The sequence below is a fragment of the Sphingobium sp. UBA5915 genome (genome assembly GCF_002431195.1).
Classification (GTDB): Bacteria; Pseudomonadota; Alphaproteobacteria; order Sphingomonadales; family Sphingomonadaceae; genus Sphingobium; species Sphingobium soli.
Window position 1 is genome coordinate 22,874 of the sequence record NZ_DJDV01000069.1, and the last position, 21,595, is coordinate 44,468.

19 protein-coding genes and 1 pseudogene are annotated in these 21,595 nt (G+C 61.0%); 11 read left to right on the plus strand and 9 right to left on the minus strand.

The window, feature by feature from the left end; genetic code table 11:
- Positions 1 to 46: 46 nt before the first annotated feature.
- Genes gshB through rsmI form a run of 3 tightly spaced genes read right to left on the minus strand, consistent with a single transcriptional unit; the run spans position 47 to position 2,260 of the window.
- Positions 47 to 1,021, minus strand: coding sequence for a glutathione synthase (gene gshB / locus B2V90_RS11270; RefSeq protein WP_228221832.1), 975 nt, complete (start codon positions 1,019 to 1,021; stop codon positions 47 to 49).
- Between the two features lie 46 nt (positions 1,022 to 1,067).
- On the minus strand, positions 1,068 to 1,421 hold the full coding sequence (locus B2V90_RS11275) for a YraN family protein (protein WP_009820787.1): 354 nt from the start codon (positions 1,419 to 1,421) through the stop codon (positions 1,068 to 1,070).
- On the minus strand, positions 1,418 to 2,260 hold the full coding sequence (gene rsmI, locus B2V90_RS11280; RefSeq protein ID WP_293921317.1) for a 16S rRNA (cytidine(1402)-2'-O)-methyltransferase: 843 nt from the start codon (positions 2,258 to 2,260) through the stop codon (positions 1,418 to 1,420). Before rsmI ends, B2V90_RS11275 begins: the two co-directional genes overlap by 4 nt.
- 11 nt (positions 2,261 to 2,271) lie before the next feature.
- Here rsmI and B2V90_RS11285 point away from each other — a divergent pair, with 11 nt between their 5' ends.
- Both B2V90_RS11285 and B2V90_RS11290 read left to right on the plus strand, forming a co-directional pair.
- A complete protein-coding gene (locus tag B2V90_RS11285; RefSeq protein WP_414711599.1) occupies positions 2,272 to 3,477 on the plus strand; it encodes a penicillin-binding protein activator in 1,206 nt (401 codons plus the stop codon).
- Between the two features lie 75 nt (positions 3,478 to 3,552).
- The gene (locus tag B2V90_RS11290) at positions 3,553 to 4,779 is read left to right on the plus strand and encodes a dicarboxylate/amino acid:cation symporter (protein ID WP_228221834.1); all 1,227 of its coding nucleotides are present in this window, start codon (positions 3,553 to 3,555) and stop codon (positions 4,777 to 4,779) included.
- A 10-nt stretch (positions 4,780 to 4,789) separates the two neighbouring features.
- Here the strand turns inward: B2V90_RS11290 and B2V90_RS11295 are convergent, their stop codons facing one another.
- From B2V90_RS11295 to treF, 5 genes are all read right to left on the minus strand, one after another.
- Positions 4,790 to 5,398 carry a peptidylprolyl isomerase gene (locus B2V90_RS11295; RefSeq protein WP_228221835.1) on the minus strand — a complete coding sequence of 203 codons (609 nt, stop codon included), beginning with the start codon at positions 5,396 to 5,398 and terminating at the stop codon, positions 4,790 to 4,792.
- A gap of 42 nt (positions 5,399 to 5,440) precedes the next feature.
- Positions 5,441 to 6,841, minus strand: coding sequence for a chromosomal replication initiator protein DnaA (gene dnaA, locus B2V90_RS11300; protein WP_228221836.1), 1,401 nt, complete (start codon positions 6,839 to 6,841; stop codon positions 5,441 to 5,443).
- Positions 6,842 to 7,249: 408 nt separating this feature from the next.
- The gene (gene rpsT, locus B2V90_RS11305; RefSeq protein WP_009820781.1) at positions 7,250 to 7,513 is read right to left on the minus strand and encodes a 30S ribosomal protein S20; all 264 of its coding nucleotides are present in this window, start codon (positions 7,511 to 7,513) and stop codon (positions 7,250 to 7,252) included.
- Positions 7,514 to 7,630: 117 nt separating this feature from the next.
- Positions 7,631 to 8,443: a bifunctional DNA-formamidopyrimidine glycosylase/DNA-(apurinic or apyrimidinic site) lyase gene (gene mutM / locus B2V90_RS11310; protein ID WP_009820780.1), complete on the minus strand. Its 813-nt coding sequence runs from the start codon at positions 8,441 to 8,443 to the stop codon at positions 7,631 to 7,633.
- 17 nt (positions 8,444 to 8,460) lie between these two features.
- Positions 8,461 to 10,026 (minus strand): alpha,alpha-trehalase TreF, encoded by a 1,566-nt coding sequence (gene treF / locus B2V90_RS11315; protein WP_228221837.1) that lies wholly within the window; start codon positions 10,024 to 10,026, stop codon positions 8,461 to 8,463.
- 118 nt (positions 10,027 to 10,144) lie between these two features.
- Here treF and B2V90_RS11320 point away from each other — a divergent pair, with 118 nt between their 5' ends.
- From B2V90_RS11320 to B2V90_RS11360, 9 genes and pseudogenes are all read left to right on the plus strand, one after another.
- Positions 10,145 to 10,876 (plus strand): class I SAM-dependent methyltransferase, encoded by a 732-nt coding sequence (locus B2V90_RS11320; protein WP_009820777.1) that lies wholly within the window; start codon positions 10,145 to 10,147, stop codon positions 10,874 to 10,876.
- 7 nt (positions 10,877 to 10,883) lie between these two features.
- On the plus strand, positions 10,884 to 12,425 hold the full coding sequence (gene ubiB / locus B2V90_RS11325; RefSeq protein WP_228221838.1) for a 2-polyprenylphenol 6-hydroxylase: 1,542 nt from the start codon (positions 10,884 to 10,886) through the stop codon (positions 12,423 to 12,425).
- A 110-nt stretch (positions 12,426 to 12,535) separates the two neighbouring features.
- Positions 12,536 to 13,792 carry a bifunctional phosphopantothenoylcysteine decarboxylase/phosphopantothenate--cysteine ligase CoaBC gene (gene coaBC, locus B2V90_RS11330; protein ID WP_228221839.1) on the plus strand — a complete coding sequence of 419 codons (1,257 nt, stop codon included), beginning with the start codon at positions 12,536 to 12,538 and terminating at the stop codon, positions 13,790 to 13,792.
- Positions 13,767 to 14,042, plus strand: a pseudogene (locus tag B2V90_RS11335) (dUTP diphosphatase); the annotation flags it as partial. The gene coaBC and the pseudogene B2V90_RS11335, both read left to right, overlap by 26 nt.
- A gap of 203 nt (positions 14,043 to 14,245) precedes the next feature.
- Positions 14,246 to 15,541: a tyrosine-type recombinase/integrase gene (locus B2V90_RS11340; RefSeq protein ID WP_146037303.1), complete on the plus strand. Its 1,296-nt coding sequence runs from the start codon at positions 14,246 to 14,248 to the stop codon at positions 15,539 to 15,541.
- Between the two features lie 12 nt (positions 15,542 to 15,553).
- Entirely contained in the window at positions 15,554 to 17,935 is a 2,382-nt protein-coding gene (locus B2V90_RS11345) for a hypothetical protein (RefSeq protein ID WP_293921325.1), read from the plus strand.
- Positions 17,932 to 19,977: a site-specific integrase gene (locus B2V90_RS11350; protein ID WP_037516073.1), complete on the plus strand. Its 2,046-nt coding sequence runs from the start codon at positions 17,932 to 17,934 to the stop codon at positions 19,975 to 19,977. The genes B2V90_RS11345 and B2V90_RS11350 overlap by 4 nt, the downstream gene beginning before the upstream one ends.
- Entirely contained in the window at positions 19,974 to 20,588 is a 615-nt protein-coding gene (locus tag B2V90_RS11355) for a hypothetical protein (protein WP_037516072.1), read from the plus strand. Before B2V90_RS11350 ends, B2V90_RS11355 begins: the two co-directional genes overlap by 4 nt.
- A 214-nt stretch (positions 20,589 to 20,802) precedes the next feature.
- On the plus strand, positions 20,803 to 21,228 hold the full coding sequence (locus B2V90_RS11360; RefSeq protein WP_037516071.1) for a hypothetical protein: 426 nt from the start codon (positions 20,803 to 20,805) through the stop codon (positions 21,226 to 21,228).
- 60 nt (positions 21,229 to 21,288) lie between these two features.
- Here B2V90_RS11360 and B2V90_RS11365 read toward each other — a convergent pair whose 3' ends face one another.
- Positions 21,289 to 21,504 carry a hypothetical protein gene (locus B2V90_RS11365; protein ID WP_037516069.1) on the minus strand — a complete coding sequence of 72 codons (216 nt, stop codon included), beginning with the start codon at positions 21,502 to 21,504 and terminating at the stop codon, positions 21,289 to 21,291.
- Positions 21,505 to 21,595 lie beyond the last annotated feature (91 nt).

The window sequence follows — 21,595 nt, forward strand, 5'->3', positions numbered from 1 at the left end:
TTTGGGAAAGGATCACGGCGGCTTAACGCGCCAACCGCTGGTCCGTTCAGTCTGCCGCTCGCGCCGCCAGCCGCGCGTCGATCGCATCCCAGATCATGCCGCCGGTGTCGGTGCCGTCGAACGCCTCGATCGATACGATGCCGGTGGGCGAGGTGACGTTGATTTCGGTCAGCCACTCGCCCCCGATCACGTCGATGCCCACAAACAGCAGCCCGCGCGCCTTGAGCTCCGGCCCAAGAGCCGCGCAGATTTCCCGCTCCTTGTTCGTGAGTTCGGTCTTGGCCGCCGATCCCCCAACCGCCAGGTTCGACCGGATTTCGCCCTTGCCCGGTATGCGGTTGACCGCGCCCATCACCTCGCCATCGACCAGCACGATGCGCTTGTCCCCTTGCGCGACGCCTGGGATGAAGGCCTGCACCATGAAGGGTTCAACCCACTTTTCCTTGAACAGTTCGACCAGCGAGGACAGGTTTGCGCCATTCGCGCCGACATGGAATACGGCCACGCCGCCATTGCCGTAAAGCGGCTTCACCACGATCTCCCCATGTTCGGCCAGGAAGCTTTTTACTTCTGCCAAGTCCCGGGTGATCATGGTGGGTGGCATGAAGCGCGCATAATCGAGCACGAACAGCTTTTCGGGCGCATCGCGCACGCTGGCCGGATCATTGACCACCAGAGTTTCGGCCTGCACCCGCTCCAGCAAATGGGTCGCGGTGATGTAGCTCAGGTCAAAGGGCGGGTCCTGCCGCATCAGCACGACATCGACGTCGCGGCCCAGATCCAGCGTTTCCCAGTCGCCCAAAGCGAAATGATCCCCGGCAACCTTCTGCACCTTCACCGGACGCGCCTTCGCAAGCACCCGGCCGTCGCGATAGGTCAGGTCGGGCGCGAGATAGTGATAGAGTTTGTGCCCGCGCGCCTGCCCCGACAGCATGATGTGAAAGGTCGAATCGCCGGCGATGTTGATGCCCTCCATCGGGTCCATCTGCACCGCGACGGTCAGGGGATTAAACTCAATCATTTCCGAACACCTTCCACTCAGGAGAACAGGACGCGCCGGGCGGCCGTCACCCCCCATGCCAGACATTGGCCAGATGGCGTGGCGGTCGGCCCGGCGCAAGAAGGATCACGTCTATTCGCATGTCGTCACCCGGCTTCGCCAAGTCGTGCCAGAGGATTTCGGCCGCCGCCGCGACCCGTGCCAGGCGGCGTTCGTCAATCGCCATGTCCAGTTCCGCAGCGGTCGCCCTCGCCTTCACCTCGACAAAGGCGAGCATCGCACCGCGCCGCGCCACCAGATCCACTTCGCCCGCGCGCGTCCGCATACGGCGGCCGACGATCTGCCACCCTTTGAGCCGCAGCCACCAGGCGGCGATGCGCTCCCCCTGTCGCCCGCGCTGTTCGGCCTGGGCGCGGCTCATCCCTTGAGGTCCATCGCCCGATCATAGAGGGTCCGGCGGTCCAGCCCGAACTTCTTCGCGACCTCGCCAGCGGCTTTCGACACGGGCAGGCGCGTCATTGCCTCCAGCAGGGCGGCGTCGGCATCCTCGGCACTGGCAGGCGGCGCATCTGCGGGTGGACCTACGATGACCACGATTTCGCCCTTGGGCGGCGCGTCGGCGTAGCGCATGGACAGGGCGGTAAGCGTGCCCGTCGCCGTTTCTTCGAATGTCTTGCTGATTTCCCTACTGACGGCAGCATCCCGATCACCCAGATGCGCGGCCATGGCCGACAGGCTGTCGGACAGGCGTGGCCCGCTTTCATAGAAGACCAGCGTCGCGCGGAGCGCCGCCACTTCGTCCAGCGCGTCGCCGCGCGCCTTGGCCTTGGACGGGAGGAAGCCCATGAAAAGAAAGCGATCGGTCGGCAGTCCCGACAAGGTGAGGGCCGCGATCACCGCGCTGGGGCCGGGCAGCGTCGTCACCTTGCGTCCCGCCGCCCGCGCGTCCCGCACCAGCTTATACCCCGGATCGGAAATGAGCGGGGTCCCCGCATCCGACAGCAGCGCCACCGATTCGCTCGCCATCCGGTCGATCAGACGCTGGCGCACATGGTCGGCGCTGTGGTCGTGATAGGGCAGCATCGGCCGGTCGGACCCGGCATGACGCAGCAGGCGGGCGCTGACCCGCGTATCTTCGACCGCGACCACGTCAGCCCGCCGCAATATCTCGGCCGCGCGCGGGGTCAGGTCTCCAAGGTTGCCGATCGGCCCCGCGACGATGTAAAGCCCGGGCTTCAGCCCAGAAAGTTCAGTTTCCATAAGGACGCCAGATGACAGAGACGGATGCCCCCCGGCAAGCGAACATCTTCGCTTCGATGAAGCGCGGTGCGCGCGTCGCCTTCATGGGCGCGGCCCTGTTCCTGGCCGCCTGTCAGTCGATCGTGCCCAAGGGACCGGCCCCCACCACACCCACCGCGCCCACGCGGCCGACCACGCCCGAAGTCGTCCAGGGCCTGCCCACCGACACCGCCCGCCACCGCGTGGCGCTGCTCGTGCCGATGAGTGGCGCCAATGCAGGCGTAGGGCAATCGATCGCCAACGCTACAACGCTGGCGTTGCTCGATACCAAGACCGACAAAGTGCGCATCACCACCTATGACACCGCGCTGGGCGCGGCGGCCGCGGTGAACAAGGCGCTGGCCGATGGCAACCGCCTGATCCTGGGGCCGTTGCTGGCGGAAGACGCGCGGGTCGTCGGGCCGATCGCGGCGCGGGCCAACGTGCCGGTCATCAGCTTTTCCAATGACAGCAGCGTCGCCGGCAATGGCGTCTATATCATGGGCTACAACCCCAACCAGTCGATCGAGCGAGTGGTCGACTTCGCCAAGTCAAAGGGCCTCAGTCAGTTCGGCGCGCTGGTGCCGCGCGGCACCTATGGCGAGCGAGCCGGCAACGCGATGCTGCGCGCGGTCGAACAGGCGGGCGGCACGGTCGTGTCGATGCAGACTTTCGACCGGTCTGCGGGATCGATCGCCGCGGCGGTCAAGGCTTTGCAGGCGTCCTCCAGCTATGACGCGCTGCTGATCGCCGATTCCGGGCGCGTCGCGTTGCAGGTTGCGCCGATCCTGCGCAAGAATGGCGGCGGCAGCGCGCGATTGCTGGGCACGGAATTGTGGAATGCGGAGCCATCGCTCGCCAGCAATCCGGCGCTGCGCGGTGCATGGTTCGCCAGCGTGTCGGATGGCCTCTATCGCCAACTCGTCGCCAAATATCGCGCCCGTTATGGATCAGCTCCGTTCCGCCTGTCGTCGCTGGGCTATGATGCGGTGTTGCTGACAGTGCGAATTGCGCAGCAGTGGAACGCCGGCGCGCCCTTCCCCGCCGCCCGGCTGCGCGACGCGGGAGGATTTTCCGGTATCGACGGCGCATTCCGCTTCACCCGCACGGGGGTCGCCGAACGGGCGCTGGAAGTGTCGGAAGTCGGCGCGGGCAATTTCACTGTCATCGATCCGGCCCCGCGCAGTTTTGGCGAGTGAATTGCAGCTGGCGGCTTGCGCGCTTCCGATACGTTTCCGGCTATATGCCAGCCCTGACCGGAAAGAGTTGACCCCATGTCGCTGACCGTCCGCATCCTCATTGCCCTGGTCGCTGGGCTGGTCTGTGGCATCGCCATCGCCGAATGGGGCGGCGCCTGGGACGCCGCGATCGTCGGCGTGGCGCAACCGATTGGCAAGGCGTGGCTTGGCGGATTGCAGATGCCGCTCATCCCGCTCATCTTCGCTCTGTTGGTGACAGGCATTGCGCAGGCAGCGACCACAGCGCGCAACAATGGCCTCGCTGGGCGGGCGATCGGCCTGTTTGCAATTCTGCTGGTCGGGGCGGCAAGCGTCGCAGCACTGACCGGGCCGCTTCTTCTGACGCTCTGGCCAGTCCCGGAAGGCGCGGTCGGCGCGCTGGTTGGCGCGGGACCAGTGAGCGAGGTCCCGGACGTGCGGCCGTCGGCCGAGTGGCTGCTGGGCTTCATTCCCGTCAATCCGCTCAAGTCGGCAGCCGATGGGCAAGTGGTGGCGATCGTGTTGTTCGCGTTGATATTCGGCTTTGCGGTGACCCGGATCGCGGCGGAACGGCGCGCGCAGCTGACTGGCTTTTTCCAGGCACTGGCCGACGCGCTGCTCGTGGTGGTGAACTGGGTCTTGTGGCTCGCCCCGCTGGGCGTGTTCGCGCTGGCACTGGTCGCGGGCGCGCGATCGGGCCTCGCCACCGCCGGAGCATTGTTGCACTATATCCTGTTCATCGTGGCCTTGTGCCTGCTGGTGACGCTGCTCGTCTATCCACTCGCGGTCCTGCTTGGCCGAATCGGCGTCGGCCGTTTCGCCCGCGCTGTCTTCCCGGCCCAGGCCATCGCCTTTTCCACGCAAAGCTCGATCGCGTCCCTGCCCGCGATGATTCAGGCAAGCGACGGCGCGCTGGCGGTGCGGGAAACGAGCCGGTCCATCGTCCTGCCGCTGGCGATTTCCCTGTTTCGTATCACCAGCCCGCCCGCAAATCTGGGTGTCGCTCTCTATGTCGCCGCCATGAATGGCATCGACCTGGGTGCGACACAATTGATCTTGGGTGTTCTGGTGGCGGCAGTGGTCAGCCTGGCGGCGGTTGGCTTGCCGAGCCAGATCACCTTCTTCACGACCACCGGCCCCATCTGCCTTGCCATGGGCGTGCCCGTCGAGGCACTGCCTCTCTTGCTGGCGGTCGAGACGGTGCCCGACATCTTCCGCACTGTCGGCAATGTCACCGCCGACATGGGCGTTGCACGCATCCTGGACCAGCGCGCTGCCGACTGACGGGCACTTGTCAGGGCGTGCGACGCACGCTGAGGATCTTGACGGGTGTTTCGAGCATCTGGCCTTTCATGACGCCTTCGCCTTTGGTCGGCGATTTAGGCGCGATGAGGATCGCCTTTATTACGTCCAGCCCCTCCACCACATGGGCGAAGACCGCAAATCCCTGATTGTCGCCGGACGCGTCTGGATGAGCGTCCATCGACGGCATCCGCCCCAACACGACGAAAAAGTCGCCGGTCGCGCTGCCCGGCGCATAACGCGCCATTGAGAGCGCCCCTTCATCATGGACCAGACCCGTCTGGCTGGTGGATTCATGCGCAATCGGCGGCAATATGCGCTTGGGGTCATTCTGCGCGCCGCCCTGCACGAAGCCATAATCGGCAGCCCCAACGCCGCGGTAGAAGGCGGTGCCATCAAGCCGCTTCTGATCGACATATTTCAGGAAGTTGGCTGCGGTGACAGGCGCCTTTCCACTGTGCACTGCAATGACAACGGGCCCCTGCTCCGTCAGCATCGTTACCCGCACGTCGGCGGGATCGGCTGGGGGTGCTGATGTCTGCGCAGACGCAGGCGCGATGGACAGGAGGGCGGCGAGGATCAGGGCAAGCTGGCGAATCATACCGATAGCCTAGCCGATCAGGCGCGACGCGCCAGAGGGGCTTTAGCCCTCCAGCAAACGCTGCAATGCACGGACATCGGCATCCATGTCCGGGCTGGTTTCGCGGAGCGCTTCAATCGTCCGCACCGCGTGGATCACGGTGCTGTGATCCCGCCCACCGAAGATACGGCCGATTTCCGGCAACGAACGCGGCGTCATTTTCTTGGCAAGATACATGGCCACCTGACGCGGACGGGCGACGGCCCGGGCGCGGCGCTTGGAGCGCATTTCCGCCGGATCGATCTTGAAATGCGCGGCGCAGGCCTTCTGGATTTCATCCACGGTGATGCGGCGGGCATTGGCGCGCACAGCATCGGCCAGCATCTGCTGGGCGAAGTCCAGATCGATAGCGCGCCCGGTCAACTGGCCATAAGCCACCAGCTTGTTGAAGGCGCCTTCCAGTTCGCGCACGTTCGACCGGATCGAGCGGGCGAGGAAATCGATCACCATGTCGGGGACGGTCGTATCGCCAGCCAGAGCGCGCTTTGACTGAAGGATGGCGAGGCGAAGGTCGAGGCCGGCGGCGCGAATGTCCGCGACCAGCCCACCGGCCAGGCGCGAGAGGATGCGCGCGTCAATCGCTTCAAGCATTTGCGGCGCGCGATCAGCGGTGACGACGATGCGCGCGCCGCTGTCGATCAGGTCATTGATCGTGTGGAGAAATTCCTCCTGCGTCGATCCTTTGCCCGCGATGAACTGGATATCGTCGATCAGCAACAGGCGCGCGGCCCGCAGCCGCGCCTTGAACGCCATCGTTTCATTGGCGCGCATCGCGTTCACAAATTCCATCATGAAGCGTTCGGCCGACATATAGAGGACCGGGGCCGTGGGCGAATGCGCGGAGAAGGCCGCTGCGATGCCGTGCAGCAAGTGGGTCTTGCCCTGCCCCGTGCCGCCATGGATGAACAGCGGCGTAAAGCGCGGCTGCGCTTCGCCCGCCATCGCCTGCGCCGCGGACCAGGCCAGGCGGTTGGTGTCGCCTACGACAAAATCGTCGAGCCTGTGACGCGGCTGGAAGTTCGACGCCACGATCGCCTCTTCCATCACGGGTTCGGTTTGGATGGACGGCGCGACCTCCAGCAGGCGAGGCCCACAAGCGTCCGGCGCGCGGCGCACACGCACTTCGCGCACCCCGACCCCGGCGCTGCGCCAGGCCATGCGCAAGCGATCGCCAAACTGGCCCGACACGAAATTCGCGCTGAAGTCAGTGGCGACCAGCAGGTCGAGAGTCTGCGATTCGGGGCAATAGTCGCCAAGACGTGCCGGCTTTAGCCACTGGTCGAACAGGCGCGCGCCGACGTCACGGCGCAGACCGGTCCGGATCACGCTCCAGGCAGAATCCAGGCCGGTGCCAATCTCACTGTCCGTTGCCTGACGTTCCACCAAAGCTGCCCCGACTTTCATACCCTAAGCGACCCCCGAGATCAGTCAGAACGGCGCAAGAATAGCTATTCGGAAAAGCCATTGCTTTTCCGATCATCATGCATCGTCTGACCTAATGACGACCGCCTCAAAAACGATTCGAGCGGCGGCCGGAGGAGCAAAATAGACAGGCGCGCTTCGCCGGATCAAGGCCGGAACACTTCAAAAAAATGAAATAAAGCCGTTGACTCGGCAAAGCCGCAGAAAAGGCCAACTTGGCATTTTATCACGATATTTCAGTTATTTATTTAGTCACAATCCTGCCGAATCCGGTCGAATCGCAGGATTTGCGCGTGTCTAGCCAATGACAACAATGTGACGTAAAAACGAAAGGCCCGCTCCGGCCATCCGGAGCGGGCTCTGATGTTCGTTATTCCCTTGCGGGGGGTGTCAGGCGATCGCGCTAACGGCCTTGGTCAGGCGGCCGAACTTGCGAGCGGCGGTGTTCTTGTGCAGCACGCCACGTGCAACGCCACGCGCCAGTTCAGGCTGAACGGTCTGCAACGCGGTGGTGGCGGCGTCCTTGTCGCCAGCAACGATGGCGGCTTCCACCTTTTTCACCAGGGTGCGGATCCGGCTGATGCGGGCGCCATTAATTGCGGCGCGACGCTCGTTGCGACGGATGCGCTTCTTGGCTTGCGGCGTATTGGCCATTCTATTCCTCGGTTCTCGTCAAATCTCGGGAAGAGGCCCGCCGAAAATGCCGACATGCCTCGTGAAGGTGCGCCCCTTACAGAGTATCGGGGCAGGCGTCAACGGATTCGGACACGGCTATTTCTGGCATGTGGGGCAATAAAAGGTCGACCGACCGCCATCGACGCGCCGCCGGACCGTGCCGCCGCATGGACAGGGTTCCCCTTCCCTGCCGTAGACGCGCCATTGCTTGGAAAAATAGCCCAGTTCTCCGTCAGGCCGCGCATAATCGCGCAAGGTCGATCCGCCAGCCGTAATGGCGGCGGTCAGCACGGTACGAATCGCCTCCACCAAAAGCGCCAGACGGGCCGCGCCGATTCGCCCTGCAGCGCGAGTGGGGGCGATGCCGGCCATGTTGAGCGCTTCACAAACATAGATGTTGCCGAGACCCGCCACGATGCGCTGGTCCAGCAGCGCCGCCTTGATCGAGGTTGCCCTGCCTTTCAACGCTGTGGCCAGCATTGCCGGCGAAAAATCATCACCCAGGGGCTCGGGTCCCATGCGGGTGAAAGGCGCATAGCCGGTCCAGGCGTCAGCGCGCACCAGATCAAGCGATCCGAACCGACGAGGATCGTTGAGCGAGAGAATCCGGCCCTGATCGGTTTCGACCAGCAGATGATCATGGGCGCCAATCTCCGCCGGATCGATCCGCCAACGCCCCGACATGCCGAGGTGAAAGATCATCATGTCACCCCGGTCGGTTTCGATAAGGCCATATTTGGCGCGCCGCGACAGGCCGGTCACGATGGCGCCCGTCATGCGTTGGCGCAAATCGACCGGAATGGGAAAGCGCAGGTCGGCGCGGCGCGGCTCGACGCGCGTGAGCCGGCTTCCCTGCAAGACTGAGCGCAGGCCCGCCACGGTGGTTTCTACTTCGGGAAGTTCAGGCATGAGCCGTTATGTAGGCGCTAGCGTCCCGCCGCAACAGAGGCGTCCGGAGCAAGATCCGGCCAGCGGGCGATCAGGGCCGCGGTCACGCCATTGGTCCACCCGAAGCCGTCCTGCAGCGGATATTCGCCCCCGCCGCCCGGCTTGCGGTCTTCGACATCATATTTTTCCAGCATCTTGCCGGTTTCACGGAAGGCCGCGTCCACCGTCGATATCCAACGGCGGGCTATGTCTCTGGCAAGCGACGGATGGCCCGCGCGCGCCAGTCCGTCGATCGCCACCCATTGCAGGGGCGCCCAGCCATTGGGGCTGTCCCATTGCTGCCCTGTCGCAAGCCGGGTCGTACGCAGGCCGCCCTCCCCGACGAGCTGATCGCGCGTGAGCCGGGCAACGGCATCGGCCTGGGCTTTGGGGGTCAGGCCGACGAACAGGGGGAAGAGCGTGGCCGCCGACACGATGGGCGTGGCTTGTCGGCTATCCATGTCCCAATCGGCATAGCGTCCCGCATCCGGTAGCCAGAGCCAGCGGTCGATGGCGGCTTTGCGCGCCGCGGCGAATTGATGGAACTGACGCGCGCAACCGGCATCGCCCGCTGTCGCGCATCGTTCGGCAATGGCGCGCTCCAGCCGCCAGAGCAGGCTGTTGAGGTCGACGGGCACGATATGCGTGGTGCGGATCGTAGACAGGCGTTTGGGATCGGCCAGCCAGCGGGAGGAAAAGTCCCAGCCGCTTTCCGCGCCGGCGCGCAGGTCGCGATAGACGTCGCCCCTGGCCCTGTTGCTTTGACGCGCGGTCGCGACATCTTCGGCCCAGCTTTCATCGCGCGGTCCGGGCCGATCATCCCAATAGCGGTTGAGCAGCGCGCCATCGGGCATGCGCACCACGCGGAGGGCGGCCCCTGATTTGGATGCGCGATCGCGACCGCGCATCCAGAAGTCATGTTCGGCGCGCAAGGCGGCCAGGTGACGGGGATCGGTTGGGTTGCTGGCCAGATCGACCATCAGCGAAAGAAAGGGAGGCTGCGACCGCCCCAGATAATATGTGCGGGTGCCGTTGGGGATGAAGCCGTAGCGGGCAATGAGGCTTTCAAAATCGGCGAGCATCGAATCGATCAGGGGTTGCTGCCCATCCGCCTTGAGGCCGAGCATGGTGAAATAGCTGTCCCAATAATAGATTTCGCGAAATCGCCCGCCCGGCACGACATAGGGCGCAGGCAAGGAGAGGGCCGATGAGCCGGCAGGCGGATTGAGCGCCGGCCGGGTGAGCTGCGGCCAGAGAGCGCGGATATGGTCGCGGAGCGTTTGGGCCGGCCGCTCGTCCTGCTCGCCCGGCACGCTGAAATGGCGCAGGACGAACTGGCGCAGGGCCGCGCCCTTTGGCTGTTCCCGCCGATAGGCCTCCACAATGGCGGCAGGGTCGCCTTTTGGTACGGCGTCGACGAAGGTCTTCCCATCCTCGAAGACCCGCTCGCTCTGCACCGCTTCGAACAAGGGACCGTAGATTTGCTGCGGGCTGGGTGGCGGCGCAGCTTGCGCCAGGCAGAGCAGCGCGGCGAGCGCGACGGCGAAGTGGACAGGTCGGCGCATATCGACATTCCCCCATATCGGTCGGTCAGGCGGAGGAATGGATGACGCAGGCGAAACGTTCCGGCCACGGCTGCCTTCGCGCTGGCATGGGACGACAACAGCGGCTAGAGCGAAAGGCATGAGCGAAACAGCATCCTTCGGCTATCGCGACGTCGATGCCGCCGAAAAAGCGGGCATGGTCCGCGCGGTCTTTTCCAATGTCGCAGCCAAATATGACTTGATGAATGACGCCATGTCGGGCGGCGCGCATCGGCTATGGAAGGACCAGTTCGTCCGCCGCGTGAAGCCGCAGGCCGGTGAGGAGATTCTCGACATGGCCGGCGGAACGGGCGACATCGCGTTCCGTATGCACCGCCATGGCGCGCAGGTGACTGTGTCGGACATCAATCCCGAAATGCTGGCCGTCGGGGTCGAGCGCGCGCAGAAGAAGGGATATGAGGGCCTGATCTGGTCGGAGCAGAATGCCGAAGACCTGACCTTTGGCGATCGCGCGTTCGATGCCTACACGATCGCCTTTGGCATCCGCAACGTCACCCATATCGACAAGGCGCTCAAGGAGGCGCACCGGGTACTCAAGTTCGGTGGCCGGTTCTTCTGCCTGGAATTTTCCACGACGACCTGGCCGGGTTTTTCGGACGTCTATGACGTCTATTCGCACAAGCTGGTGCCGCACCTCGGCAAACTGTTCGCCAATGACGCCGACAGCTACCGCTATCTGATCGAATCGATCCGACGCTTCCCGCCCATGCCCAAATTTGAAGCGATGATCCGGGACGCGGGTTTCGTGAACACCAAAGTCGAGCCGATCATGGGCGGGCTGGTGGCGATCCATAGCGGGTGGAAGATCTGACCCGCGCATGACGTCCCACATCACCCATATCTGGCGGCTCCTGAAATGGGGGCGCATCTTGGCGCGGCATGGCGCGCTGCGTGGGATCGAGCGCGATCCGCTGACGCCCGCGCCCGTGCGCCGGCTGGTGCGGATCGCCCGGCTGGGCGCACGTGTGCCCAAGCAGCCCCACTATGCCGACGCGTTTCAGGCGATCGGCCCGGCAGCGATCAAGCTGGGCCAGACACTGGCGACCCGGCCCGATCTGGTCGGTGAGGAAGCGGCCAACGACCTGCTGCGGTTGCAGGACGCCCTGCCCCCCGTGCCGTTCGACACGATCCGCGCCCAGATCGAGCAAAGTTTCGGGCGGCCGCTGGAAGCATTGTACAGCCGGTTCGACGAAGCCCCGGTGGGGGCGGCGTCGATCGCGCAGGTCCATCACGCGCTCACCACCGATGGGCGGGACGTTGCGGTCAAGGTGATCCGCCCCGGCGTCATTGATCAGTTCAACCGCGACATCCAAACCTATGAATGGGCCGCAGCCCATATCGAGCAGCTGGGCGGGGAAGTCGCTCGACTGCGCCCGCGCCTGGTGATCGCCAACCTTAAGCGCTGGACCGCACGCGAATTGGACCTGCGACGCGAAGCGGCGTCGGCGTCGGAACTGGCCGAGGCGATGGAGGCGATGCCAGGCTATCGCATCCCCGCCATCGACTGGGACCGCACGAGTGGCAAGGTCATGACGATGGAGTGGATCGACGGCATCAAGATCGCCGATCGCGCCGCGCTGGTCGCGGCAGGCCACAACATGAAGGATCTGGCCGCCCGCCTGGTCAACGCCTTCCTGCGGCAGGCGATCGCCGAAGGGTTTTTCCACGCGGACATGCATCAGGGCAATTTGTTCGTGACGGCAAGCGGCGAGATCGTCGCGATCGACTTCGGCATCATGGGCCGGATCGACCGGCGCGCGCGCATGTGGCTTGCGGAAATTCTCTACGGCCTCATCACCGGCAACTACAAGCGCGTCGCCGAAATCCATTTCGAGGCGCAATATGTCCCCGCCCATCATAATGTCGCCGAGTTCGCGACGGCGCTGCGTGCAGTGGGCGAGCCGATGCGCGGCAAGGCGGCGAGCGAACTGTCGGTGGGCGGTATGCTGGACGGCCTGTTCGCCATCACCCGCGATTTCGACATGCAGACCCAGCCGCATTTGCTGCTGTTGCAAAAGACCATGGTGATGGTAGAGGGCGTGGCCCATTCGCTCGACCCCGACATCAATATGTGGGAAACGAGCGGCCCCTATGTGAAGGGCTGGCTGCGCGACGAACTTGGGCCGGAGGCCAAGGCGGCCGACACTCTGATCGAGAATTGGCGCACGCTCCAGCGTCTGCCGGGTCTCATTAAACGGATAGAAGACGCCTTTCCCGAAAAGGGCGGCGCCCCGCCCCCTCCCCCGCTGAACGAAGTCAGGCTGATCCGCGTGGGCGGCGGGTGGCGCTACGCGCTGGTGGCGATAGTCGCAGCAGCGGCTGGCGTGGGAGCGACTTTGCTATTATCTTCGTCAGTATGACACGCGAGGAAGCCAGCGCCCGGATTTCGCCTGCTCCACATTGGCACGGCGGCGCATGGGATCGGCGAGTTGCTGGCGCTATGCCGCGCGGACTCGGATAGCCTTTCCGAATGACCCGGCGCGTCCTCCTTATCATTTCCGGCGGGATCGCCGCCTACAAGTCGCTGGAGCTTGTCCGTGCCTTGCGCAAGCGCGGTATCGCTGTGCGGGCGGTGCTTACCAAGAGCGCCGAACAGTTCGTGACGCCGCTGTCGCTGGGCGTGCTGACCGAGGATCAGGTGTATGACGACCTGTTCGACCTGAAGGCCGAGCGCGAGATCGGGCATATCCAGCTCAGCCGTCAGGCCGACCTGGTGGTGGTCGCGCCGGCCACCGCCAATATCCTGGCGAAGATGGCGACCGGCATTGCGGACGACTTGGCGACGACGCTGCTGCTGGCTACCGACAAGCCGGTGCTGGCTGTCCCCGCCATGAATGTGCGCATGTGGCACCATAAGGCGACGCAGCGCAATCTGGCGCAATTGCGGGCCGATGGCGTGCACGTCATGGAACCGGACGACGGCGAAATGGCGTGCGGCGAATATGGCAAGGGGCGGCTGCCCGAGCCCGAGGCCATAGCGGTGGAGGTCGAGCGGCTGCTTGCCTTGCCTTTGCGGGCCGATCCGCTGGCCGGACAGTGCGATTTTACGGGCAATAGGGGATCGCTGGCGGGAAAGCATATCCTGGTCACCGCCGGGCCGACGCATGAGCCGATCGACCCGGTGCGTTACATCGCCAACCGGTCCTCAGGGAAACAGGGTTTCGCCATCGCCGCCGCCGCGGCGCGCGCGGGTGCCCGCGTCACGCTGGTCGCCGGGCCAGTGCAGTTGCCGACGCCGGCAGGCGTGGCCCGGATCGATGTGGAAACGGCGCGCGAGATGCTGTCCGCGGTCGACGCGTCGCTGCCGGCAGACGCCGCCATCATGGTCGCGGCCGTTGCCGACTGGCGCACGGCCGACGCCGCCGGGCAGAAGATCAAGAAGGATGGCTCAGGTCAGCCGGCCCCGCTGGCCCTTGTGGAAAATCCCGACATTCTTGCGACATTGGGGCGTCATGCTCTGCGCCCCAAGCTGCTGGTAGGTTTTGCCGCCGAGACGCAAAAGGTTGCAGACCATGCGCAGGCCAAACTGGCAAAGAAAGGCGCGGACTGGATCGTCGCCAATGACGTGTCCGGCACGCCGGGCGACAGCGTGATGGGCGGCGACGACAATGCGGTGCAGATCGTCAGCGCGCAGGGCATCGAAAGCTGGCCGTGCCTGCCCAAGCAAGTCGTCGCCGACAAACTTATCGAAAAGGTCGCTCATGCCCTCACCCTTTCCGCCGATTGAAATAAGGATCAAGCGCCTGCCCCATGGTGGAGGGCTGCCCCTGCCCGCCTACGCGACCGCGCAGGCCGCCGGCATGGACGTGGTATCGGCCGAGGAACTGGTACTGCCGCCGGGCGGACGCCACGCCGTCGCGACCGGCTTTGCCATGGCGATACCCGAAGGCTATGAGATACAGGCGCGCCCGCGATCGGGTCTGGCGCTGAAACATGGCATCAGCCTGCCGAACACGCCGGGCACGATCGATGCCGATATTCATGACACCCCTCTCTCATGGGTGAACACGGCGAACGCTGGCTGAGCGTTGCGGTCGAGACAGTTGAATTCCGGGAATGTTTCGAATGGGCTGTTTGAGGCGCGACAGAGACAGATCACTTGCCCATCGCTATTTTTACTTATGTTGACACCGACCGGACTGATTCCTAGCTGACGAGGGAACAGTTCGGGAACAGTTGTTTGCCAGTTGCAGAGATCAGAGCGGGGGACCTTCTAAAACCACAAGCCCTGACAAAGCGGATATTCCATTTCCAGCCGACCGCGCTGAATTTGGGCATCCCACGTAAATTCGTTGGCTGCCCCTACGTTACCCGTGGAGGTGAAGCGGGCCGCCTCGTCAACGCCTACATTCAAGCCCGTTGGGCAAAAGCGTGGACGCCATCGATCGGGCGGGCCCAACTTGCTGAGGTTGGGAGCACCCGACCAACACAATTGGACAACTTCCAAGCCGCTGCGTTGAAGCAGAAAGGGCGCCGAGCGCTCCCTCAGAGCATTAATGTCATAGCGCGCCACGTCGATGATTTTGTTGAATGGTGGGAGGCATCGCTGAGTCTCGACGACACCGATGAAGATGTTCACGAGCGGCTGCTCAGAGCGCAAGAGGATCTTCTCGAGGCGTATGGTGATGACATGGGCACCGGGGAATGGTCGAATAGCGGGATCCCTGTCTCCAACACGACAATCAATCATCGCCAAATCAATGCGCTGAATTTTCTCCTTTGGACAAAGTTCGAGGGATTGGCACCAGAGTTCATCGTCTCCGCTACGGAGCGGAAGGTTCGCGTGGCCTCCTTCTCGGGCGCGCCGCTGACAATCTCACGCCCGCAGTTCGCTGTAGTACGTCGCCCAGACCCCAGACGAGTACGACTTCCTGATGGGGATGAACTCCGTGGGCACATTGCGGCTATCTTGGACCCTGCGGCCCAAGTCGGGGCCTTGCTTATCTACGGCTGCGGCTTGAGGCTGAGCGAGGTAATCAATCTTCGCAATGACGCGCTGGTGCAGCAGGGCTCTGGGAACCAGAAATACCTTAGGGTTACCGGAAAGGGCAACAAGACCCGCCTCGTCGAAATTGAACCTTTTCTCATCAAGCAGATCATTGCTTATCAGGATTTTACACGGAGCCTGCGACTGCAGCAGAAATCGACCTTCGGTCATATTCTACTGCTGCGTGAAGATGGCTCACCATTTCCTCCGAAGGCCTTCTATCGCGCATTCAGGAAATCTGGATCGATCTCCCCTCACATGGGGCGGCATTGGTATGCCGTGAATTTTCTGCTGCAAGCTGCAGAATGCCGGCGGAATGCATCTGGTGAATTACCACCTGATCTCAATGTTGAACTGCAAACTGAATTGATCCGCCTCCAGCAGAATCTTGGACATAACCATCTTGCGACCACCGAAATGTACTTGGTCACACTCAGCCAACGCCTCTTTCCTGTTTCCCTCAGCAAGCTGTTCGAAGACAGGCTTTGAGGACTGACTGGAATGATCACGACAAACCAACACGATTATTTCGTCCGCGGCCGATCCAAAGGCAGCAGTACTCGGCCACCAATGGCCTGGGAAGAAGATTGCGGCCACTTCGTTCTTGGCCGGACCGGACGATTAGGGCGTCAAATACTGCCGCGCCCTGTTCTCGGATTAGACCTCATTCTTGGCCTCCGCCGGATCACGAGAGAAAGGCGGATAACGCACGATACGTTTAAAAACTTGGCATCCGATCTTACCCACCTCTTCCTCTTCCTTGACTGGCTCGAAGCAACTAGTGGAAGTGGTCAAGATCCGGTTAGCTCCATTTCGTTCGACGGCGCTGTCGAGGACCTGCCTGGTGCCATTTGGGGCTTGTTCGAAGCTTGGCTCCCCAAGCAGATCGAAGGCGATGTTCTCTCCCGCGTATATTCGCAATGCGCGCGCGTCGCTCGTTCCGCCGCGCAGGAAAAATTCGGTGAACTGCCCGGAAATTTTATCCTTGCTCCGAATCGCTTTCCCCAAAGCAAGGGAAGCAACAACTGGGATCGTACAGACGACATCGATGGAGAAGACGACGACTACAGGATCATAGGCGAGGCCCTTATCGCGTCACTGAAGAGCGCAACCACGCGGATTGCAGAAGGCCGCTATCTCCTACCGGACGAGGCCTCATCTCCTCCTAAAGACGGTGTGCCGACCGCAGTCGAGCATGTCGGAGGGGGCGTAAATGCCGATACGGACGAGTCTCGTGAACGGCGCGTTATCGAGTATGGCCACTTGTGGCGGGAACTAGATTCTAGCCATCGCTTTGCAAAGACTGCCGTTCTTCGAGTGTCTCCGCCAGCCTTCTTCGACAGATACCCAAATAGAGTCATTCAGGACGACTTTCTGTCTCCTGCCCCAGGCGGCCGGACGGATCTTCCGATAGTAGTGGAGTATCGTGCTAAGATCATCTCGGCCGTACTTCAGGGCCCCTTGGCAGTGGGTAACGACGGTGTCGACGCTTCGGGCGTACCGCATCAGGCGCTGACGAGGGACGGTAAGGCACTGGTGAAAGCAGGATGGATAGACCACATATATCATCATCGGAAGAATCAGTATTACTGCGCGAACGATCGAACTAAAGAAGCTCTAGAAAGATGCCACATTTTTCTAGATGGGCTTAAAAGCGGTCGGCTTAGCATGACTGAGCAGCATAAATTACTTCATTTGGCGCTTGCCACAAAGCAAGAGCTGCAGTGTGCATTCGCACTCTTTCTGTTAAGAACCGGCTTCAATGCATCAACTGCTTTAGAGATCGTGCCAGGCAACTGGCATAGACCTCACCCTATTCACGGTGAGAATGGAACTTACGTTGATATCTACGCCGTAAAGAACCGCGCTGCGGGAAAAATCCAAACAGCTCAAAGCAGCACGAACAAGGATTTCACGGCTTTTGATATCATGCGCCGTGTCATCGCATGGACGGAGCCTCTGCGGCTCATGCTCGGAAAGCGCATTCACGTTATCGAAGCGACCATTCGGGACAAGTCTAGCGGACTTAGCGCCCAGGAGCGCATGGCCCTTCGCCAAACTCTGCCTCGGCTTCGTGACCTTCAGAACAGGGCCTGGCTCGTGGTCCAAGATGATGGCTCGATCGCCGAACTGGCAATCGACTGGCCCACTCTCAACGCAGCTCTCGCCACATCCGGCGTCAAGCGCTCAAACGGGGATCCGGTAAAGCTAAGTCAGGGTATGACCCGCCGGGCTTGGGCAATCTTCGCGTACGAGAAGTCCGGGGCCAATCTCATCCTGACGAAGATCGCGCTAGGCCACAGCGATTTCGCCTCCTTGATCACCTATATCGCCAATCAAAAGCGACGGTCTAGGCATCGTCGTGACTGGCTCGATCTGGGCGGAGCACTATTGCGGCAATTCCAGACTGGTCAGTCGACTGCTCCCGATATCATCCGAAGCTTGGTTTCCAGCGGCCGCCTAACGGAGGAAGAGGGTGGCACACTGGCGTCAGGCACCTCCATATTCGCCCAAGGCATGCAGTGCTCGGATCCAACAAAGCCGGATGCCCATATCGACCCATCCCACCGACACGGAGAGATGTGCACTGTGCAGAATTGCTATGATGGGTGCAGTCGGGCTTACCCCACATTTGATACAGCAATCTATGTGGCGCGAGAAATATCCCGGCTTGAGCAGCTCAAATCCTCGATTGATATCATTGCATGGACTGAAAGCGACTATGGGGAGCGGCTCGAGGCAGCCGAAGAAATTTTCAGGCAGTACGCGCCCAAGGTGCAAGCTGATGCCATCAAGGCAGTAAAGGCGCGCCCGCCTCGGCCAATGTTTGGCACCGCCTCCGTAGGCGCCCGAAGGCTAGCTAATCGAGGGATCGTAGCATGAAGATCGACCTCTTTCTGGACTATTGCCATGAGGTATTCCTTCAGGAGGAGGCATTAGCGCTCGATAGACTATCGGACGCAAATCTGGCTATCCCAGAAAACGCAATCATCACCCTACCGACTGCTACACACCCCGGCAGCAAAATGAGCGACGATGATTGGCTGTGGCCAGAAGAATTGATGCCACATCTTCAACCATCCCAACGCAGCATTTGTCATCGCCTACCCTGCGACCTGAGAGCGCTGGGAGGCGATGGACTGCTAAACACGATCAAGCGCTTTCTTGTGCTATCGATGGTGGCGCCGATCAAGAACCCTATTCGCTTGCCTGGACTGAAAGCGAGACAGAGCGTTCTGAACGAGTTTGCTGGCGATATGATTGCTCGTGGAAAGTTTTCTTTTGCGTCACTCAGCGCCACTGATTGGGATGAATTGCTCGATGCAGCGTCGAAGGGGCGTAAAAAGCATACCACTAGACTATTGACGCACCTGCAAGGGCTCGCTGAATATGGGCGCCGAGGCTTCATTGCTGACTACCCTGGACAGTCTCTTCCATCGGCAGGCAATAGTGGAGGCGACGCCTTTATCGCCGATGATATTTCTGATGCCTTCGATGATCACGAGAATTACTCCAATGAAATCGAAGCTCCTCCCAGTGATGTAACATACCTCCCTTTATCTGACAGATACGTCACGGAAATGGGTCGTCGGTGCTACTTCTACCTGAATGAAATCGGTCCCAATCTCGCCACCATTTTCGAAAATCATCCAGATATGGAAGAAAATCGCGCAGAATGGTTTCCTCGCGGACGAAAAGGTGCGCCGAAACCCCAGACTGTACGATTAGCGCGCACCGAGGCGTGGAAACAGAAGCTCGCGGACTTCAAATGGACTAAATCTGATGGGTCGCCGCTCACTGAAATACCATTTACTTGCGATTGTCTAGTGTTCCCGCCGACAAAATGGGACGAGCTTGAACGTCTGATCAGCCGGCACGTTGACTCAATTTTACACATTCTTCTATTGCTGTCCGGAGGACGGAAGAGCGAAGTCCTTTCGCTCAAGCGCTCGGTCGTTTTAAGGGAAGCTGGCACGGTGGACGAGTTTGGCATCGTCGAAGGCCGGACGATGAAACCGTCTCGGACCTCCCTCGGCGATAAACGGAATTGGCCTATACCCGCGCAGGTCGTCGGCTGGCTCAAAACTCAGGCAAAATTGGCGGAAGTGCTAGGGCCGCGTGACAGCGACGGTTTCTGGTGGAGCATGAGCGGAACGAGTGCTGGCGTGGCCCGCATCAGCCCCCACTATCGTTGTACCCAGTTCGCAGAGCGACACGGCCTAGCCCACCTTAACGATGGTACAGCACATCCGCATCGGTACCGAAAAACGATAGCCCGACTCGCCTTGCTGGCTCTCACCGGCGCTCCTATGCTGGTCATGGAAATGTTCGGTCACTCCGACATTATGACGACCATGCGCTATCTGTTGGCGGACCCGGGTATTCTCGCGGACTTGCGTGAAATGCTCGGCGAGCGTCGAGTCGAAGTCGCCCTCAACATTGTCGAGGATCTCGACCGGAGTGCCGGACCTGCATCGGCCACCCTCCGGTCCCAACGAGACCGCTTCTTTGACGAGCTGAACATCCCTTTCAACGAACGGGCCCAACGCGTTACCCTCATGCAGTTCGTGACCGCGAAGCTGCTGGATGGCGCAATGGACATTAAGATTATCTATCCTGGCGTTGTTTGCATTCGAGCATTGGAGCAGACGGGTCTTTGCGCAGTTGGCGGTCGCCAGATCGATCCCGCAGCATGCCAATCCAAGTGCCGCTTTCGCTTGGACCTGTCGCTCCGGATCGACGAGGTCTACGAGACTATTGAGGACCTGTTCGACCACTACCACGAGGCCATCGTGGACAAACTCGATTTGCCGCGGAAATTCTTCGCTGCTCAGATCCTCGATCAAGTTGAAATTTTTCCTGAAATCAAGGATCACTATCGCAATGATGATCGCTTCCTTGCCCTGATCAGCAAAGCCGCATGAGCGAACCAGAACTGTCTTTGCAGCAGGCCAATGCGGCGGCGCAACGCGAGAAAATTAGGCGGAAGCTCTCCGCGACGATCGTCCAGATTCGGCGCGAAATTAGAGGGACGGCGGACGCATTGACAGGGCGCTGCCGCTACATTGTCGATCGAGGTGATGGGCCGAAGCAGTTCAAACTATCTAGGCGTGAGGTACTTCGTCGCGCCGACGTAGACAAAAACACTCTCAACAGGCCGTATCACAAGAAATCCCTTCGCGCCGTCGATCGCTTGGTCTCATGGGCAGCAGAAAGGTGTGCAGATCGTGCAAGACCAGCCCCGGTTGCTCACGATGATACGGGAGAAGCCACGGCCGCACAGGAGAAGCCACTTTCATTTGCCAAAAGGGCATTTGCCGAGCGCGATGATATTGCGGAGAAATTTGCCGCGAATGAATATAAGCTCATTCAGGCCGAACGTGATCTCCGAATCTGTCAGATCGAACTGCAATCTGAGAGGGATAAGAACCAGCGCTTGATCGATGAAGTAATTGATCTCAAGCGGGTCATCATCAGCCTGCGCCCAGTCGAGCAGGATAACGTGGTGGATTTCCCTTCGGGCGCGAATAAGTAATGAATTTCGGAGGTTCCGATGCCGCCGTGCATTCTCGCTTTTCTCCGGGAGATCGTCGAGTGACCGTATTGTCCACGTGCCTTTGGTTGCAAATGCGAGATCAGTTCAAAACACCGAAAAACCCATTTTTCTCATTATAGGACAGTCAATTAAATGACAGTCGATGCCAGATTCGGCATTTATAGGCCCTTCTTCGGCAATGGGATTTATATCTATGACTGATCTAATTCAAGTTGTTACGGCGGTTGATGATCCTGCCCTCAACAGAAGTATCGAGATGACTTTGCATTCTGCGGGTTTCAGAACCACAATCGTGCAAGCCCAGGATCGAGCAATGGTGGCGGATGCTGGAGCTGAGATGCTTGATCAAATTCGCGACAACCTCATCAATCCCACTCAAGTGTTCATCCTTCCGCCGAATATTGTGGACCGGATGCATATAAGGGATAGCTTACTCGGAGCATTGGGTCGAGACGCTTCTGATCCGCGTGAGTATGGAGGATATCCGCCAGTCATAATTGTTACCGGCCCGATGATAACTTTGGCCTTACGGCCGAATATATTCTCCATTTCCGAGTTCAACGATTTGAGCACAGATCAGCTGTCTGTTCTCTTCCATTTCGAGGATAGCGTTCATTAAAGCAGACGCCAGAGCGATCTAACCTGGTAAAAAGAACGACGGACGAGAGCCGTCGTCCTTTCATTTTCCGCCCAATTTAATGTCGTGTTCTGCTGATCGCTCTACGCCAACTGCGCGCGTCCGCTCATCTATCCGGTCCAGCATAGCGCGTTTGCGGGGCGTGCGTCGTAAACCCGTGTTACGCATCTGTTTTGCGCGTTCGGGCGTGTCGATGATACCGAGCGTGGTCTTCCGGGCTCGAATGCCGGCCAGAAGGTCGGAGAGGGTGATAATCATTCTGCTCCTTTCTTCGACTTTACATCATTGAGAAGCTTACCGCATTTCGCTCACGGCAGGTGATTCAGTGTAAGCGATGTTCTCAGCCCAC